Consider the following 17,616-nt stretch of genomic DNA (forward strand, 5'->3'; position numbering starts at 1 on the left):
CTCGATGATGCCACTCGCAAAACACCACCAAGTACCTCATTGGTGATCGGTTCTTCACCGATACATGTTTAACCTATCGCGTTCGGCAGAAATCCGAAATCATACTTTAGTAGGAGGGTAAGCGTTAGAAGGGGATACTGGCCCTAAGGGTCCAAATTCCTTGCTCTTGGCTAGTTGAGAATTTTCCACCAAAAGCTCGCATCCTGTCAGCCATGCCAATAAGGCCACTACCACCAGCCGGAAACCCCGCCACTTTCTTACCCGAAACATCTACCTGATTAGTAATTTCTAACGATGCTTCGCTTCCATTTACAGCGAGCTCAAGAGAGCAGCGACCACCTGGCGCGCCATGCTTCAATACATTCGTTGTACCTTCTTGCATTACTCGATAGACCGCAGTCTGCGCCGAGCGAGGCAACTCTGAAATTTTTTCATCCGTGATGGAGGTCACGACAAAATTCGCGTCTTTGAGCCTTTGAACAAACAATTCAGCGCCTTGAAGCACGTTAACTGTGGTTGCCGCGGGCTTGTCAGTACCTTCTCCTGCGTCCGCGGACATCGTCCCATCGGCGCGTAATACGTTAAGCATCAAACGGAGGTCGTGCAATGTTTCGGAACTTAACTTGGAGATGATATCCAACGCCTCAAGTGCAACATTTCCGTCATTGGCAAACTTTGCCGCCTTCGACTGCATGGCCACGATCGTAATGTCGTGAGCGACGATGTCATGCAAATCGCGGGCGATATTCTTACGCTCCCGGTCAATAGATGCGCGCGTCTGCTCTCTCGCCCTTTCCACCTGCTCCACAGCTTCAGCACTTTTCTCGCGCAGCTGAGAGATACTCCGCGTCACCACATAGGCCATAGCCGTTAAAGGAATCAGCGCCACCAGTAAAACTGCATCCTGATGAGCCTGAAGTCCAAATTGAACCATCCAGGCAGCGGAGAGTGTGAGGAACAATCCACGCACGCTACGTGAGGTCGCAGTAGCCGCAAGGGCGGCAAAAATCATGAACGCGATCAACGTCCAGAACACCAGCACACCGTCATTCAGGAAAAAGAACGCGACCGCCACAAAGAGGCCCAGGGAGAGGGAGACCCAACGAAGCCCCAAAGCCAAGATCGCGCAGAGCGCAAGCCCAATGAGTGCCCCTAGAACCGAAGCCGCAGGGGCTCCGCTAAACCCGTCTTTCAGGATCGTAATTACTTCACTGCTCGATAGAACAAGAAGAATCGCAATTCCAGCCCAAATAATGACACCCCGGCCAGCAAGGTGCTTGGTCAGGGTGCCCTTTAGTCGTTCACTCATACGCCGAATAATTCATGGCATCGGCAGTCAAGTCAAATAAGACGGATCAACCGCAACTTACGCCATAACGCTCGCAAAGCCATTTGGCGAAGTCCGTACTAAAACCTGCCGGAGTCGCGACGGAACCGGAATTGATCGATTGGCTCTGCGCCGCGGATGCGGGAGCCGCCACAGCGGTCAATGGTGCCAAAGCCAGCGCGGCAACAGCCAGCATTTTTAAGCCTTTCATAACAAACCCCACATCTCGAGAACTTATATACTTTCAAGTGAGCAGGCCCTTTGGTGGCTTGCAGCATCGATCCAAAGGATTCAGATGGAGCAGATTAAGGTCCTAATCGTTGATGATGAGCCACTCATCAGGCATGCGTTGGGGACAATCTTAGCAACGGATTCTGGAATTGTGACCGTATTTTCTGCAGAAAATGGACGGGCAGCAGTCGAGTTTTGTAATGACAATGAAGTCGACGTTGTTTTGATGGATTTACAGATGCCTGTCATGGATGGGGTTAACGCAACTCGCGCCATTAAATCACGTGAAGACAGCCCTGCAATCCTTGCAATTACGGCGTTCTCGTCGGATGACTACTTGGTGCCAGTGCTCACCGCCGGGGCTAGCGGTTACCTTGTAAAAGATTCTGAACCTTCAGAAATAATTGATGCTGTCCACGCAGTTCACCAAGGCACCGCCGCTATTTCTCCTTCCGTTTCTGCCGACCTCATTTCGGCAGTGCGCGATGCCTACGTCGATAATTCTCAAGAGGTTGATGATCTCATTTATGATCTTGGGCTCACGAATAGAGAAGTCCAAATTCTAAAACTACTTGCTCAGGGATTTAATAATCCCGAAGTTTCCAAAACTCTAGGAATCACCGAAACAACTGTCAAAACTCATATGGCTAAAATCTTCGTCAAACTTGGCGTCCGCGATCGCGTACAGGCACTGGTTGCTGCTGCACGCATGGGAATCGTCGAAATTCCAAAGGGTTGACCCGTCCTCCAACGTCACACGAATAGGTGTGATCTAGAGCCCTGAACTAGAAATTTTGAGATCCTCGGGAATATCTTGAACTCCCAAGCGTTGAACATGAGCATAGACCGCTCAAGTTTCTACTAGGAGGCTCACTTGCCAGCATTTTTTGGTGCCCCATCAGACGGCTCGTTCGAGGAGTTCCTCTCACGGTTCCTCTCTTCACGGGCTCAGGCAGCACGTCCCATTGACATCACGCGTCTGCTTTCCAGCCGCACTCATGAGGCAGTAGCGACGGCAGCCGCAATCTCACAGGAGCACGGCCACGATGAGATTGACTCATTGCACCTGCTCACCGCATTGATACGTACAGAGCCAGTAGGCGAGCACCTAACTGCCATGGGAATCGACATCGAAGCCCTGGCTAAGGACGCAATCGCGCACATGCCAAAGAGCTCCGAGCAGGGCGAAAAGCCATCCCGGCTCTCCTCAGCAGCCCAGCGTAGCCTCTTTGACGCCTACCAGGTAGCGCGTAACTACGGATCAACTTACATTGATCCAGACCACCTGTTCCTGGCCTTTGTTTTTAACCCGGAATCTCCGGTTAACAACTTGTTGGCCCAGCATGGCATCACCGGTCAGTCGCTACAGCAGGCTGCCATGGAGCAGGCCCAGCGTGCCCAAAACGGTGGGCAGGATCAGGGGCAGGAGGACTCCGATGCCTCGATGCTTGAACGCTACGGAACCGACTTGACCGCGCTGGCTGCCGACGGTCAGATTGATCCGGTCATCGGCCGCGAGGACGAGCTGGATCAGGTTGTTGAAATCCTGGCTCGACGTACCAAAAACAACCCGGTACTGATCGGTGAAGCCGGCGTGGGTAAAACTGCCATCGCCGAGGGACTTGCACGCGCCATCGTCGATGACGAGGTACCAGAACAGATCCGCGGTGCACGTCTGATCTCCATAGACCTGCCCGGCATGCTCGCCGGTACCCGCTATCGCGGTGACTTTGAGCAGCGCCTGACCGGCCTACTGGAAGAAATTGCCGACTCCGAAGGTCAGGTGCTGGTCTTCATCGACGAGATGCACCTGCTAGTGGGTGCCGGCTCGGGCGAGTCCGGAAACATGGACGCAGCGAACATCCTCAAACCACGCTTGGCTCGTGGTGAGCTGCACCTGATCGGTGCCACCACGCTGGATGAATTCCGAAAGGTGGAGAAAGACAGCGCCTTGGCCCGTCGCTTCGGCAAAGTCACCGTGGATGAGCCTACGCAGGAAGTCGCCTTGGCTATTTTGGAGGGCCTGCGCGAATCCTACGAAGACCACCACCAGGTGCAGTACACCCCGGCGGCGCTCAAGGCCGCGGTGTCACTTTCGGCTCGGTACCTGACCGATCGTCAGCTGCCAGATAAGGCCATTGACCTAATTGACATCGCTGGCGCCCGTCGCTCGATCGCCGCCGGTGATACCGAAGACGTGCAGTCACTACGGGCTGACCTGATGGAAGCAGAACGCGAAAAGTCCCGCGCCATCGGCGAGGAACGCTATGAGGATGCCAGCGCGTGGCGGGATCACATCGCTGAGCTGGCCAACCGGATTAGTGCTGCGGAGGCTTCGGGCGATGCCAGCATCACCCGGGTGGTTGATGAAGCTCAGATCTCTGAGGTCATTTCCCGCTCTACCGGCATTCCGACCTCGCGAATTACGGGCGATGATAAGTCCCGCCTGGCAACGCTCGAAGAGTCCTTGCACGCTTCGGTGATCGGTCAAAAGGATGCCGTCGCCGCGGTGGCCCGTGCGGTGCGACGCAACCGTACTGGTTTGTCTCCCGCCGGTCGTCCGATCGGTTCGTTCCTGTTCTTGGGTCCAACCGGTGTGGGTAAAACCGAGCTGGCTAAGGCTTTGGCAACCAACCTATTTGGTTCGGCAGATTCACTGGTCCGCGTGGACATGAGCGAATACGGCGAGAAGCACACCGTAGCTCGCTTGATCGGAGCTCCTCCAGGATACGTTGGCCACGACGAGCCCGGTCAGCTGACTGAGAAGGTACGCCGCAACCCGTACTCGGTGATCCTGCTTGATGAGATCGAAAAGGCTCACCCAGACGTGTTCAACGTGTTGCTACAGGTGCTCGACGATGGACGTTTGACCGACTCGGCCGGACGCACCGTGGACTTCTCCAACACGCTGATCTTGATGACCAGTAACCTCGGCGGCGAGTACCTGGCCAACAAGGCCGGAAACTTCGGCTTCACCTCGGCCAAGGCCACCAGCGAGGACTCAGAGATCCGTGCCAAGGTGATGAGCAAGGTGCGTGAGTTCATGCGCCCCGAGTTCCTGAACCGTCTGGATGAGGTGTTGCTCTTCTCGAAGCTTTCGCAGTCGGAGATCGGCCAGATCGTCAAGCTGGTCATCTCAGATACGCAGAAGCGTCTGGTGGATCAAGAACTAGATCTGGAGGTCAGCGATGCTGCCGTGAACTGGTTGGCTACCGAGGGCTACGACCCAGAGTTTGGTGCCCGTCCGTTGCGCCGATTGGTGCAGCGCAAGGTACAGGACGCCATCGCCGATCTGTTGATCGACGATTCGCTGACTGCCGGTGACACCGTCTTGGTGGACTATGCACAGGACAAGCTGGTGGTGCGTAAGAAGGTGGAGGAACCAACTCCACCTGCGCAGAACGAGCACGTACCTAGCTTCTTCGACAACTAGGTCGTACTGGCCTCAAGGGGCTTGATGCCCGAAGCGTTTGCTTCTGGCATCAAGCCCCTTTTTCTGTGCGTGAACTAGGCTGTAGAGCCATGGAGATATCCACGACTAAAGTTCCCTATCAGGAGCAAGTTCTCGCGCTCTACGATTGTGTGGGCTGGACTTCCTATACGAAGGAACCTGAGGTACTCGCCAGGGCGCACGCCAATTCCGACTTTCTTGTCTACGCCTACAACGATGACCATCAACTCATCGGCTTGGCTCGCGCAATTTCTGATGACGCGACCATCTGCTATGTCCAAGACATTTTGGTCCGCCCGGAAGCACAACGTACTGGTGCCGGTCGAAAGCTCTTCGCTGCGGTCCAAGAAAGATTTGAACATCTGCGTCAGTTTGTCCTCATTACCGATGATGATCCGGGACAACGCGCGTTTTATGAATCGATGGGGTTGAGAGAGGGCAACAATTTCCACCCTGGCGTGATTCGCGTATTTGCACGGTTCAGCTAACCAGAGTCAGTGAGGTCCGCTCACCGATTAGGCTTGAGCCATGACCCAAGAACTGGCCATCCCTTTTAATGACGTTGAACTCAGTGCCTCATGGACACCAGCCTCCAACGCCACATCGCTCATGATTCTGGCTCACGGTTCCGGCGCCGGCAAAGATCATGAGTTCATGACCGGCTATGCTCGAGCAGTCGCCAATCTGGGGATCAGTGTCTTGAGCTTCAATTTTCCTTATATGGATGCAGGCAAGAAATTCCCGGACAAGGCGCCCACCGCGATTGAGGCCTGGCATCAGGTCCATGCTTGGGCAGATGAACGATTGGCCGACGGCCTACCCATCGTTGTTGCCGGGAAGTCGTTTGGCGGACGAATGGCATCGCTGGCTGTCGCCGAAGGAATGCCCGCGAAGGCACTGATCTTCTTGGGCTATCCGTTGCACGCTTCAAAGAAGGAAGACAAGCTTCGCGATGAGCACCTCTACCCGTTGACGATTCCGATGCTGTTTTTGGAAGGCACCAAAGACCCCTTCGCAAACCCCGAAAAGATAGAAGCCGTCGTTGCCAAGCTCAACAGCTCTTCAGAACTTGTCTGGTTTGAAGGTGGCAATCACTCCTTCAAAGGGGCACGCTCCGGAAGAACTGTGGCCCAAGACGGCGCATGGCTAAGCAACACGACTGCTGAGTTCATTTCGAAACACGTTGCCTAACTTTGACGACGTTTCCAGTAGCTTCGGGGGTCCTCGAAGAATTCTTGCCATCCTCGCACAAGCTCAAGATGCTCAAATTCGCGCTCGCGTAGCCCCCATGATCCGACCTCCAGAATCTGTGCGCCTGGGAAGGTTGCCAGCATGGGTGAATGAGTGGAGAAAATTAACTGCGATCCCCCGTCAACGATGGTTTGAAGCAGTTTCATCAGCTTCACGCAGCCCGCCATTGACAATGCTGCCTCTGGCTCGTCCAAGATCCATAAGCCTTTGATAAACGGGATTCGCTCCTCCACGAGGTCAAGAAATGACTCGCCATGACTGCGCTCGTGCAATTTAGTCTTAAACTTGGATTCTTCGAGATAGGTGTAGAAGTTGTGCATGGTTTCTGCGCGCAGGAAGAATCCCTTGCGCGAAGCCGCGGCACCACGCTGGAGCTTGAGCTGTCGCCACAGCTCGGATTCGCTCGTTCTCGTCGTATTCATCGCGCCCGTCGAACCACCTTCGGCGTTCATGCCATAAGCCATCGCCAGCGCTTCAACGAGAGTCGACTTTCCAGTGCCGTTTTCACCGACGATGACGGTGACTTGTCCCAGGTCCAGCCCTTCATGAAGCAGCTGGCGCACCGGCGGCAGCACCAAGGGCCACCGTTGATTTCCAAGCAACGCCTCAGCGTCAATAGCCTCGACTCGTCTCACCGGCATGAACATCTGTGAAAATTCCACAGGCTCAGTCCTCTTGGCGTTGCAAGAAACTATAAACCTCGGTCTCATCCACGCCGGGGAAGGCGCCGGTAGGCATCGCTGCGAGCAGGTGCGTGTTGGCACGCGTGGAAGGCCAAGCGTTGCCAAACCACTGGTTAGACAGGTCAGCTGGTGGACGGCGGCAGCAGTTTTCATCCGGGCAAGTGGACTGGCATCGTTCTTTGGTATCGCGGCCACGGAACCACTTCACGTGCTCAAAGGGAACCCCGATGGACAGCGAATACAGTCCTGAAGAGTGCCGCTCGGTACGAGCCGTGCACCAATAGGTTCCGTTGACCGTATCGGTGTATTGCTCAAAGGAGCGGAACTTGTCCATCTGTTCAAAGACGACTCGACTGGTCCAATAGCGGCAAATGCTCTGCCCTTCGATGGCGCCAGTGTGATCCGCCGGGAAATTCACGCGGTCGTTTTCATAGGCCTTGTGCAAAATGCCCGACTCGTGCACTTTCTGGAAGTGGCAAGTCATGCCCAGATGCTCGGTGGCGAGATTAGTGAAGCGGTGCGCTGCCGACTCATAAGACACGGCAAACGCGTCTCGCAGGTCCTCGATCGCCAGCTCGCGATTGTTCTTGGCACGGCGCAGATACTCGACTGTTGATTTCTCCGGCATCATCAACGCAGCAGCGAAGTAATTGGTCGCTACGCGCTGGGAGAGGAAATCAGAGTAATCGGTCGGTGGCTTATGGCCGAGTACATGATGTCCCAAGGCTTGCAATAGCACTGACCGCGGATCATGCTCGGTTCGGTTGGCCTGCGTCAGGTAGATGCGCATATTTTTCAGGTCAGTCACCGAACGCGTGGAATGCGGCAAATTCCCGACGAAGCGCAGGCTGAAGCCAAGGTGTTCAGCAATATCGGCCGCACGGTGATGAGACAGTGGCCCCGAATCGTGGCCGACGGCAGAAAGTACCTTGGATGCTTCCTGCTCAATCTCCTTGTAATAGTTATTGCGGCTTCGCATCTCGTGGCGCAGGGCAGTATTGGCCCGTCGGGCTTCTTCGGGCGTGGCTGCCTGTTCGTTCAAACGACGTTCAAGTTCGTGCTGCAATCCCACCAAAGATTCGAGCACATCCATTGGAAGACGGGTGCCCACGCGTACGGTCGGTAGTCCCAAAGATTCATAGAGTGGACCGCGTTGAGCACGCTCCAACTCAATTTCTAGGGCCGCCCTGCGTGAAGGAGGTTCTGTACCCAACAGGTCATCAACGCCGACGTCGAAAGCTCCTGCCAGTGCCTTGAGCAGCGAAAGTTTTGGCTCACGCTTCCCGTTTTCGATCAGGGAAAGCTGGCTCGGCGCAGTGTCGACCACGGCCGATATGTCGTCCAAAGTCATCTGCTTACTTTTGCGCAGGAATCGAATCCTTCGCCCCAGAGCAATGGCATCCATCTCCGGGGTTTCTCCGGACCCATTGCCATTTTCCGGCTTCATTGCGCGGTTCCATGTGGTTGCAGTCACACACCCAGAGTACGTGAAGAACTTTGAACTTTTCCATAAGTTGGCGAGAAAAGATACTCTTGCGCCGCAATGATCTACCACTGAACATAAAAATCTTCACTTCTTCCACTGGTCCAAACCTTCACCACTCATACCAAATGCACAGCGCTCCAGCGGAATCATGCTGACCGGTCGCTCGTTGAACTAGGCAATACCAATCTCAAAGGAGCGCCATGACCGTCATAGCCGAAAAAGTACTCTCCGCTAAAAACTCAGCCCATGATCCACCCAAGACCATTGTCGTAATGGGCATTGACGGCGCAGGCAAGAGCACAGCCATCGCCACCCTAGTCCAGGAACTACGCAGCGAACAGATCCCTGCACGCCGACTCGCGAATGCAGCCGGTCGTCGTTGGCTCAATAACTTTTCCCAGAGCTCAAACATCCAAATTCCACGCCGATTCCAGGATCTGATTGAAACTACCCTCCGCGTCCTTAACGTAGCTCGAAACACTTTCATGACTGCGCAGACGCCAGGGCTTACGGTGATGGACCGCCACCTTTATTGCCAGTTGGTTCTACGCCACCTCCGCGGCCACAAGCCTGGCGCACTGCTGCAATGGCTTGCTCAAAAAAGCACCGAGCAGACAACGGTTGTACTTCTGGATATTGACCCGTTCCTTGCCTATGAACGCATTAATGCAAGAGCCGAAGACGAAGAACCCTTGGGATATCTACAGGAAGCCCGTACTGAATACCGTCGCCTGGCGCAGCTCCATGATTGGTTGGTGCTTGATGCATCGGTGCCCACGACACAACTTGTTGATCAGTTACGCATGATCGCCGGCAAGTAGACTCGACTCATGAGCGAAGCACAGGGCACTTTTGCACCAGAGACCATCCTTGAGCTATCCAAGAGTGCCAAGAGGCAATGGGAGCTCGGGCAGGTTCGACGCATTGCCATTGGAACCTTGGCACAGAACGGGACCTTGCAGCAATGTTCCGAAACCGAAGCAACATGGCAAGTGTCCATTCGCTCCATAGAGAAAGAAGCATCCTTCTCCTCTGCGCTTCCAACTCAAATAGTCACCCTGATTGCCGGTGATTTTATTGAACTCACCGTGGATGGCGAACAGCACGGTTTAGAGCCCTTGCGACCTCTGAAGTTCACTACCAATGCCCCGGTTGAAGCCAGCCAGCCCACCGAAGAACTACTCGCTGTATACGTCGCCGCCGATCCACAGAATGTTCGCCCAACGGTGCGCATTGTGGAGCTGTCGAAAAAGCGTGAGCAGCACCTCTTTGATGGCCAGCTTGGCATCCTGCTCCAAGGCTCGGCGCTACTGCTGCTTGGCGATCAGCAGCAGCCTGTGAATCTTCGCGACACCGTGGCAGGTTCAGATGCGCAAGAGCCACGTATTTCTGGTCGTGGCGTTATGGCCGTCGTTTCTTTCGATCCGGCCTAACTCTCGCCCGATACCAGAACTGCGACGATCCTTCTGGGCAAGAACGTAGTTTATTCGCGTCGCTAACCTGCGCAACGCACCATCTTTGGAGTCAGACTTCTTCCTCCTCGGGCAATTTGGTCCACGCGAAATTACCGTGGCCAAACCAACGGCACTTCATATTTTCTGCTACGTGCGTGTAACTGCTACTCGATCCCATTTCGGCATATATCAGTTAACTTCCTACTCAGATGATGGTCAAGTACTGCCCAAACATGTAGCCCAATCTCTCTCCTACCCGTACGGGCACGATCAGAAAACTAAAGTTTCACATTTTTTCACGTCAATTTTTCTTGATACAGCGAATTTTGAGCGTTCTGGCTCACATCTAGCCCAAGAAGTGCAAAACTTTCAGATTTGCGAAGAAGTGAAAATCTTAATCCTAAAAACCTCTGTTTTGGCCCTTGCGCTTGAGGAAAAGTAGTTGTCACGAAGAAGTTCACAAGATCACCTAACGATCAATATGAACCCGGAACTTGCGCGAAGGAGCCAAGGCAATGACAACCGAGAACACCAACGCAAACTCGATCGACAACCGCATCGCAGCCATCGAGACCGACTGGGAAAACAATCCTCGTTGGAGTGGCGTCACCCGAGACTACAGCGCAGCCGACGTCGTCAAGCTACAGGGACGGGTTCAGGAAGAACACACCCTAGCCAAGCGAGGATCGGAAAAGCTGTGGAAGCAGCTCACCGAGGAAACCCCAACCGGCGGCTACACCAACGCATTGGGCGCACTGACCGGTAACCAGGCAGTACAGCAGGTCAAAGCCGGACTTCGAGCAATCTACCTGTCGGGCTGGCAGGTTGCAGCAGATGCCAACCTCTCAGGCCAGACCTACCCAGACCAGTCGCTCTACCCAGCAAACTCGGTCCCACAGGTAGTTCGCCGGATCAACAACGCGCTGCAGCGTGCCGACCAGATCGAATTCTCCGAAGGCGTTCAGAGCGTTGAAGACTGGATGGTTCCAATCGTCGCTGACGCAGAGGCCGGCTTTGGTGGCCCGCTAAATGCGTACGAGCTGATGAAATCCATGATTGCGGCCGGCGCCTCAGGCGTTCACTGGGAAGACCAGCTGGCCAGCGAAAAGAAGTGCGGCCACCTCGGCGGCAAGGTGCTGATCCCAACTCAACAACATATCCGCACCCTGAACGCGGCCCGCCTGGCCGCCGATGTGGCTGGCACACCCTCCGTGGTCATCGCCCGCACCGATGCTGAAGCAGCAACCTTGATCACCTCGGATGTTGATGAGCGAGATCAGCAGTTCATCACCGGCGAGCGCACCCCCGAAGGCTTCTACAAGGTCACCAACGGAATCGAACCTTGTATCGCCCGTGCTAAAGCCTACGCACCATATTCGGACCTGATCTGGATGGAGACCGGCACCCCTGACTTGGAGCTGGCCCGCAAGTTCGCTGAAGCGGTCAAGAAGGACTTCCCGGATCAGATGCTCTCCTACAACTGCTCGCCATCGTTCAACTGGAAGAAGCACTTGGATGATGCCACCATCGCCAAGTTCCAGCGCGAACTCGGTGCCATGGGCTTCAGCTTCCAGTTCATCACCCTGGCTGGTTTCCACGCATTGAACCACTCAATGTTCGATCTGGCCCAGGGTTACGCAAAGGACGGCATGAGCGCCTACGTCGAACTGCAGGAACGCGAATTCGCTTCCGAGGCTGCCGGCTACACCGCCACCAAGCACCAGCGCGAAGTCGGCACCGGCTACTTCGACGCAATCTCCACGGCGCTGAACCCAAATGCCTCCACTCTGGCCTTGGTGGGTTCCACCGAAGAAGGCCAATTCCATTAGACCCTAATGGGTCGATGGTGCTAGCCGGCATTGCTGCCGGCTAGCACCACCACCATTTTTAATCTTTAAGGACGCTGCCATGAACTCCCCGATCACCCTGAACAACATCACTATCACTGCTACCCGCGTTCGCTATCAGGAGCAGATCCTTTCCGGCGACGCATTGGATTTCTTGTCTTCCCTGCACAACGCTTTTGAAACCCGTCGTGCCGAACTGATGCAGCGTCGCCAGCTCAACCGGGCCCGCATTGCCAATGGCCGTGATCCAAAGTTCTTGGAAGAGACCCGCAGCATTCGCGAAGATGATTCATGGCAGGTTGCCCCCATTGCGCCGGGTCTGGAAGATCGCCGAGTAGAAATCACCGGTCCGATCGAACGCAAGATGGCCATCAATGCACTGAACTCCGGCGCGAACGTATGGCTGGCCGACATGGAGGATGCTTGCTCCCCCACCTGGCAGAACGTAATCAAGAACCAGGTCAATCTCATCCGTATTCTGGACCAGGATCTGGACTTCACCGCACCGGATGGTCGTGAGTACAAGCTGAACAGCCACGAGCTGAGCGAACTGCCCACCATTGTGGTTCGTCCTCGTGGATGGCACCTTCCAGAAAAGCACTTGCTAGTTGGTGGCACTCCGATGTCGGGGGCTTTGGTGGACTTCGGCTTGCACTTCTTCCACAACGCTAAGCGTCTGCTGGCTGCTGGCCGTGGCCCGTACTACTACCTGCCAAAGCTGGAGAACCATCTGGAAGCACGGTTGTGGAACGATGTGTTCAACATGGCCCAGGATTTGCTGGGGATCGACCGCGGCACTATTCGTGCCACGGTACTGATCGAAACCATCACCGCAGCTTTCGAGATGGAAGAAATCCTTTATGAGCTGCGTGAACACTCCTCGGGTTTGAACGCAGGACGCTGGGACTACATCTTCTCGATCATCAAGACTTTCCGCTCCCGCGGACCACGCTTTGTCTTCCCTGATCGCGACACCGTGACCATGAGCGCACCGTTTATGCGGGCCTACACCGAGCAGCTGGTTCGGGCTTGTCACCGCCGTGGTGCAACGGCTATCGGTGGGATGAGCGCCTTTGTTCCAAGTCGCAAGGATGCCTCGATTAATGAGATCGCTTTCGGCAAGGTACGTGAGGACAAGGCTCGTGAAGCAGCAGATGGTTTTGACGGTTCCTGGGTGGCTCACCCGGACCTGGTGTCGGTAGCCCGCGAGGTCTACGACGAGGTGTTGGGTGAGAACCCGAACCAGTTGCAGCGCACCCGTGAGGATGTTGAAGTTTCCGATAGCGCATTGCTCAACATTCACAGTGTGACCGGCAAGATCACCGAGCGAGGTATTCGCGACAATATCGAGATCGGTATCCGCTACATCGAGTCCTGGCTGCGCGGTAATGGTGCAGTGGCCCTGCGTAACTTGATGGAAGATGCCGCAACAGCAGAGATCTCCCGGTCCCAGCTGTGGCAGTGGATTCATCAGTCGGCCATCACCGATGAGGGTGAGATCATCACCCGCCGTTGGGTTCAAGAATTGGCTGAAGAGACCATGGACAACTTAGAACGATTCGAAGGCGACCGTTTTGAAGAAGCCTTGGAAATCTTTGAAGCCTGTGCCCTGCGTGATGACTTCCCGACCTTCCTGACCAAGAACGCTTACCTGCGGTACCTGGATGCACCAGCCCGTACCTTTGAAATGGCAGGATAAGCCCCTCTAAGACCGGGCCGATTGTCACCAGTCGTCCGAAAGATCGGCCACGAAAAGCGGCATTCATCCGTTGGTAACCAGTCCAACGGGCGGATGCCGTTTTTTGTGCGCAGTGACTAGGCTGTAGCCATGGCATTCCAGTTTAAGAACCCGGCAGAAGATCTCTGGCAGCCTGACCTATTGGGCGAGGATTTCTCGTATCGCTCGCTACCGTTGACCGACGGTTCCACCGCGACCTTGGTGCGACACCGCCCGCGTAAAAAACTGCGCCTTCCACCACCGTTGCGTGGCATCGCGGTGCTCTACGTGCATGGCTGGTCTGATTACTTCTTTCAGAAGGAACTGGCCGAATTTCTTAGCGAAGCCGGTACAGACTTCTATGCCTTAGACCTGCGCCACTACGGACGGAATCTTCCTGTCGATAAAGCCAGCGGCCTCGCGCAGAGTATTAGCCCCGGATTCACCACGGATTTGCAGGAGTACTTTGAGGAATTTGATGCCGCGCATCGGATCATCTCCAGTGCCCACCCGGGAACCAGATTCGTAATGCTCGCCCATTCCACCGGAGGACTCAGCGCGTCAATGTATGCGGCAGCGAACCCCAACAAAGTCGATGCGTTGGCGCTGAACAGCCCCTGGCTTGAATTTCAGGCCAGTGAAATCGGGCGCACCGCTCTGGCGCGCATCATCCAAGCGGCCAGCACACGTAATCCCCACCGTTACCTGCCCACCGTAGATCCGGGGTTCTACACCCGCACCGTCTCCAACCAGTTCAACGGCGAGTGGGACTATGACTTGAGTTGGCGGCCAGTGACTGGTTTTAGACTCACCGCCGGATTTATCGCCGCAGTTTTCAACGCGCAAGCCAAGGTGAAAAAGGGCCTCGACCTTCAGATGCCTACCCTAGTCATGCTCTCGGCCGAAGATTACCTCTTGCCGCGTTGGAAAGACTCGGCCACGCGCGCCGACGTAGCACTAAACGTGCAAGTGGTGGCACAACGCAGCCTAGACCTAGGGCGAGAATTACACGTTCTGCGTTTGCCCGGCGCACTGCATGACATTTTTCTCTCGGCCCCCACCGTACGTGCCAAGGCCTATAGGTCGCTGGGTTCCTGGTTGGCAGCGCTCAAGACCCGACAACGCGATTCGCAGCTTGCCCACTGCATCCGCACGGTACTGCCCGAAAGTAGCCAGGCTTTGGACTTCTAGTAGACCAGCTTTTCCGGTACTTCATCGTTGACCAGTTCCAGTTGCCAATCCCCTGCTTTGTCCTGGCCCACGATGGCGACTGACCCATTACGGATGGTGTCCAGTTTGTACCCGGCCAAGTGCGACAGCGTGTATCGAATGATGGTGCCGTGGCAGACAATGGCAACGTTCTTGCCTGGGTAGTCTGCAGCGATTTGATCGATGGCGCGCAGTCCGCGGTCCACTACTGAATCCAGTGGTTCAATGCCACCACCGTTTTTATCCGGCCACAGTGCCAGTGCTTCGGTTTCAACCATGCCCTCGCCCTGAGCGTAGTCACGCTCGATCAGCAGGTCGTAGCTCGGGCCCAATTCCATGCCCAGTCCCTCAGCAATAATCTGCGCGGTTTCACGAGCGCGGGATAGCGGCGAGGAGACGATAACATCCCAGTCTCCGGAGGCCAAGACGTTCACGGCCTCACGTGCTTGGGCTCGGCCAGTGTCGTTCAGTGGTGTATTGCTCGATCCTTGTAGTCGGCCTTCGAGGTTCCACTGCGTCTGTCCATGGCGGACGAATCCTAGTTTCATGAGCCAATTCTCCCACTTCATGGGTGGGCACCGGCAATCACTGGTGCTTAAGCTCACGGTAGACCTATGCCACGTTCTTCACATTTGACCTGTGTCAGCACATAGGATTTTCTCGGCTGAATTCTGTTGTCGACAGCTTGCAGGCCCAGATCGAACGCACCCGAAAAGGATCCGAGCAATACTATCGTGACCGATATCAAGGCCTCACTTGCCCGCGGGCTCACGGCCCGCCACATCCGCTTCATGGCCCTGGGATCAGCGATCGGAACGGGCCTATTCTATGGCTCTTCCTCCGCTATCCAGGCCGCTGGTCCCGCAGTACTCTTTGCATACATGATCGGCGGCGCAGCCGTATTCATCGTCATGCGTGCCATGGGCGAGATGGCTGTTAAGCATCCGGTCTCCGGTTCCTTCGCCCATTACGCCTCACGCTATCTAGGCAACTTCGCAGGATTTGTTACCGGGTGGACCTTCAGCTTTGAAATGGCCATTGTGGCCATCGCGGATGTCACGGCCTTCGGTATCTACATGGGGTTCTGGTTCCCCCAGGTACCGCAATGGATCTGGGTGTTAGTGGTGGTTCTGCTTATCGCCAGCATTAATCTGATGAAGGTGAAAGTCTTTGGCGAAACCGAATTTTGGTTGGCCATAGTGAAAGTCACCGCGATTGTTGCCATGATCGCAGGCGGTGTACTGCTGATCATCTTCGGCTTTAACGCCCCCGATACGGATACGGCCACGGGCTTCGCCACGCTGATGAGCGCCGGTACGTTGTTCCCCAATGGTTTTATGGGGCTGTTATTGTCCTTCGCCGTAGTGATGTTTGCCTTTGGTGGCATTGAAACCATCGGCATTACCGCAGGCGAAGCGGACAATCCGTCAAAGTCAGTCCCAGAAGCCATTAATACCGTGCCGTGGCGCATTTTGATCTTCTACGTAGCTTCACTTGCTGTGGTCATGATGCTCTTTGATTGGCGTCAGATTGATGGTTCGGCTTCCCCATTTGTGCAGATTTTTGACGGTCTCGGACTCCCCGCGGCCGCACATATCTTGAACGCCGTGGTGATCACCGCAGCCATCTCCGCCATCAATGCCGACACCTTTGGCGCGGGCCGAATGCTGTACGCCATGTCGGTTGCAGGCCACGCACCAAAGTCCTTCGGCCGTGTTTCTCGCAACGGGGTCCCTTGGATGTCAGTTATCGTCATGGCGATCGTCTTACTGGTCGGCGTGGTACTTAACGCGTTGCTCCCCGAAGCCCTGTTCACCATTATTGCCTCGATCGCTACCTTCGCAACGGTGTGGGTCTGGATCATGATTTTGGCTTCCTACTTAGCGATGCGTAGGCAGGAAGCTAAGTCTGGTCGCGATGGGTCGGTAGCTCGCGAATACACTGTGCCTGGCGGAACTGCGGCTGCTTGGGCAGCGCTGATCTTCATGGCGTTTGTCGTTGTTCTACTGGCCTTGAGCGCTGAGACTCGCGTTGCTTTGTACACCGGTGTTGTCTGGTTGGTGTTGCTCGGGGTCCTCTATAAATTCATGGTTCGCCCGGTTGAACCGGCCAAGAACGATAGTGACTCGTTGCTGGGCTAAACTCCCTGCGACGGTCTGGCGCTCAGCTTCTCCACGAAGCTGAGCGCCATTTTCGTTAGACCAGACTCCCAGAATTGGCCTAGTCGATCCTCCGGCGTACCCCGGTACGGTCGGCAATGGACTGGGGATCACCCACGGTGCGCAGTTCTTGGAGTAGGGCCAGGGATGCCCAGAGCAACATGGCCAGTCCAACGATCCACAAACTCGTTAGGTTCAGGTGCAAGTAGGCAAGAACTCCGCCCAGCGAACCAAGGGTGATCATTAGCCACAGCAGTGCGTAGCGCAACCACAACAGCCGGACTGCCGACCGCTGAGTGCCGGCCAACAGACCAAGCAGTGCACCGCCGATTGCTTGGCCAAGTTTGACCAAGGTGCCGGTCATATAGGTCAGTCCCAATGACACTTCACCCGAACGGGAGTAAGAAACATTAACTACGCCCATCGCTGCGGCCAAAAGTAAGGCAGTGACGTGCGGGTGAGCTGCTCCCGTAACAGCTGCAGTCAGAAGCAGTGCCGAACTGAAATACATGGCTACAGGTCTGCGTAGGGCCGTCAGTGGCGTTGTGATCAGCGTGGCGATGACTACACCGATAACAAAACTGGCTACCAGCGACATTGCGTTGATCCAGCCGGTAACATCTCCGCTCATCAGTGCCGCGGAGGAACGGGTGGAGTTACCGGACATGAACGATAAGAAGTAGCCACCAAAGTGGACAAAGCCAACACCGTCGACAAATCCTGCCATGGCGGTGATGGTTCCCGCGAAGAGGATCTCACGCCAACGAAGATTCTTTGCCACTGCAGTTGCTTCCTTTTCTT

16 protein-coding genes are annotated in these 17,616 nt (G+C 55.4%); 10 read left to right on the forward strand and 6 right to left on the reverse strand.

The window, feature by feature from the left end; all coding sequences use genetic code 11:
* Positions 1-124 precede the first annotated feature (124 nt).
* Both FJV47_RS12420 and FJV47_RS12425 read right to left on the reverse strand, forming a co-directional pair.
* Complete coding sequence (locus FJV47_RS12420) at positions 125-1,309, reverse strand: sensor histidine kinase (RefSeq protein WP_159613497.1); 1,185 nt, start codon at positions 1,307-1,309, stop codon at positions 125-127.
* A gap of 46 nt (positions 1,310-1,355) precedes the next feature.
* On the reverse strand, positions 1,356-1,538 hold the full coding sequence (locus tag FJV47_RS12425) for a hypothetical protein (protein WP_159613499.1): 183 nt from the start codon (positions 1,536-1,538) through the stop codon (positions 1,356-1,358).
* Between the two features lie 84 nt (positions 1,539-1,622).
* Between FJV47_RS12425 and FJV47_RS12430 the strand changes: the two genes are divergently transcribed.
* The 4 genes from FJV47_RS12430 (at position 1,623) to FJV47_RS12445 (ending at position 6,200) form a co-directional block, all read left to right on the forward strand.
* Positions 1,623-2,297 (forward strand): response regulator transcription factor, encoded by a 675-nt coding sequence (locus FJV47_RS12430; RefSeq protein ID WP_159613501.1) that lies wholly within the window; start codon positions 1,623-1,625, stop codon positions 2,295-2,297.
* Positions 2,298-2,432: 135 nt separating this feature from the next.
* Positions 2,433-4,991: an ATP-dependent Clp protease ATP-binding subunit gene (locus tag FJV47_RS12435; protein WP_159613503.1), complete on the forward strand. Its 2,559-nt coding sequence runs from the start codon at positions 2,433-2,435 to the stop codon at positions 4,989-4,991.
* A gap of 89 nt (positions 4,992-5,080) precedes the next feature.
* A complete protein-coding gene (locus FJV47_RS12440) occupies positions 5,081-5,497 on the forward strand; it encodes a GNAT family N-acetyltransferase (RefSeq protein WP_159613505.1) in 417 nt (138 codons plus the stop codon).
* A 40-nt stretch (positions 5,498-5,537) separates the two neighbouring features.
* Positions 5,538-6,200 (forward strand): alpha/beta family hydrolase, encoded by a 663-nt coding sequence (locus FJV47_RS12445; protein ID WP_159613507.1) that lies wholly within the window; start codon positions 5,538-5,540, stop codon positions 6,198-6,200.
* Here the strand turns inward: FJV47_RS12445 and FJV47_RS12450 are convergent.
* On the reverse strand, positions 6,197-6,922 hold the full coding sequence (locus tag FJV47_RS12450; RefSeq protein ID WP_235026450.1) for an AAA family ATPase: 726 nt from the start codon (positions 6,920-6,922) through the stop codon (positions 6,197-6,199). The two genes, FJV47_RS12445 and FJV47_RS12450, sit on opposite strands and share 4 nt — an antisense overlap.
* 4 nt (positions 6,923-6,926) lie before the next feature.
* A complete protein-coding gene (locus FJV47_RS12455; protein ID WP_159613821.1) occupies positions 6,927-8,390 on the reverse strand; it encodes a helix-turn-helix transcriptional regulator in 1,464 nt (487 codons plus the stop codon).
* A 239-nt stretch (positions 8,391-8,629) separates the two neighbouring features.
* Between FJV47_RS12455 and FJV47_RS12460 the strand changes: the two genes are divergently transcribed.
* The 5 genes from FJV47_RS12460 (at position 8,630) to FJV47_RS12480 (ending at position 14,638) form a co-directional block, all read left to right on the forward strand.
* The gene (locus tag FJV47_RS12460) at positions 8,630-9,250 is read left to right on the forward strand and encodes an AAA family ATPase (protein ID WP_159613509.1); all 621 of its coding nucleotides are present in this window, start codon (positions 8,630-8,632) and stop codon (positions 9,248-9,250) included.
* A gap of 9 nt (positions 9,251-9,259) precedes the next feature.
* On the forward strand, positions 9,260-9,862 hold the full coding sequence (locus tag FJV47_RS12465) for a HutD family protein (protein ID WP_159613511.1): 603 nt from the start codon (positions 9,260-9,262) through the stop codon (positions 9,860-9,862).
* A gap of 536 nt (positions 9,863-10,398) precedes the next feature.
* Positions 10,399-11,712 carry an isocitrate lyase gene (gene aceA, locus FJV47_RS12470; RefSeq protein ID WP_159613513.1) on the forward strand — a complete coding sequence of 438 codons (1,314 nt, stop codon included), beginning with the start codon at positions 10,399-10,401 and terminating at the stop codon, positions 11,710-11,712.
* A gap of 79 nt (positions 11,713-11,791) precedes the next feature.
* A complete protein-coding gene (gene aceB / locus FJV47_RS12475; RefSeq protein ID WP_159613515.1) occupies positions 11,792-13,429 on the forward strand; it encodes a malate synthase A in 1,638 nt (545 codons plus the stop codon).
* A gap of 129 nt (positions 13,430-13,558) precedes the next feature.
* On the forward strand, positions 13,559-14,638 hold the full coding sequence (locus FJV47_RS12480) for an alpha/beta hydrolase (protein ID WP_159613517.1): 1,080 nt from the start codon (positions 13,559-13,561) through the stop codon (positions 14,636-14,638).
* On the opposite strand, the gene FJV47_RS12485 is transcribed toward FJV47_RS12480, so the two are convergent.
* The gene (locus tag FJV47_RS12485) at positions 14,635-15,204 is read right to left on the reverse strand and encodes a histidine phosphatase family protein (RefSeq protein ID WP_159613519.1); all 570 of its coding nucleotides are present in this window, start codon (positions 15,202-15,204) and stop codon (positions 14,635-14,637) included. The genes FJV47_RS12480 and FJV47_RS12485 overlap by 4 nt on opposite strands.
* A gap of 243 nt (positions 15,205-15,447) precedes the next feature.
* Between FJV47_RS12485 and FJV47_RS12490 the strand changes: the two genes are divergently transcribed.
* Positions 15,448-16,797, forward strand: a complete 1,350-nt coding sequence (locus tag FJV47_RS12490) for an amino acid permease (RefSeq protein WP_159613823.1) — start codon at positions 15,448-15,450, stop codon at positions 16,795-16,797.
* 79 nt (positions 16,798-16,876) lie between these two features.
* Here the strand turns inward: FJV47_RS12490 and FJV47_RS12495 are convergent, their stop codons facing one another.
* Positions 16,877-17,596: a YoaK family protein gene (locus FJV47_RS12495; protein WP_159613521.1), complete on the reverse strand. Its 720-nt coding sequence runs from the start codon at positions 17,594-17,596 to the stop codon at positions 16,877-16,879.
* Positions 17,597-17,616: the final 20 nt, after the last annotated feature.

Source organism: Glutamicibacter sp. JC586, from assembly GCF_009805585.1.
Classification (GTDB): Bacteria; Actinomycetota; Actinomycetes; order Actinomycetales; family Micrococcaceae; genus Glutamicibacter.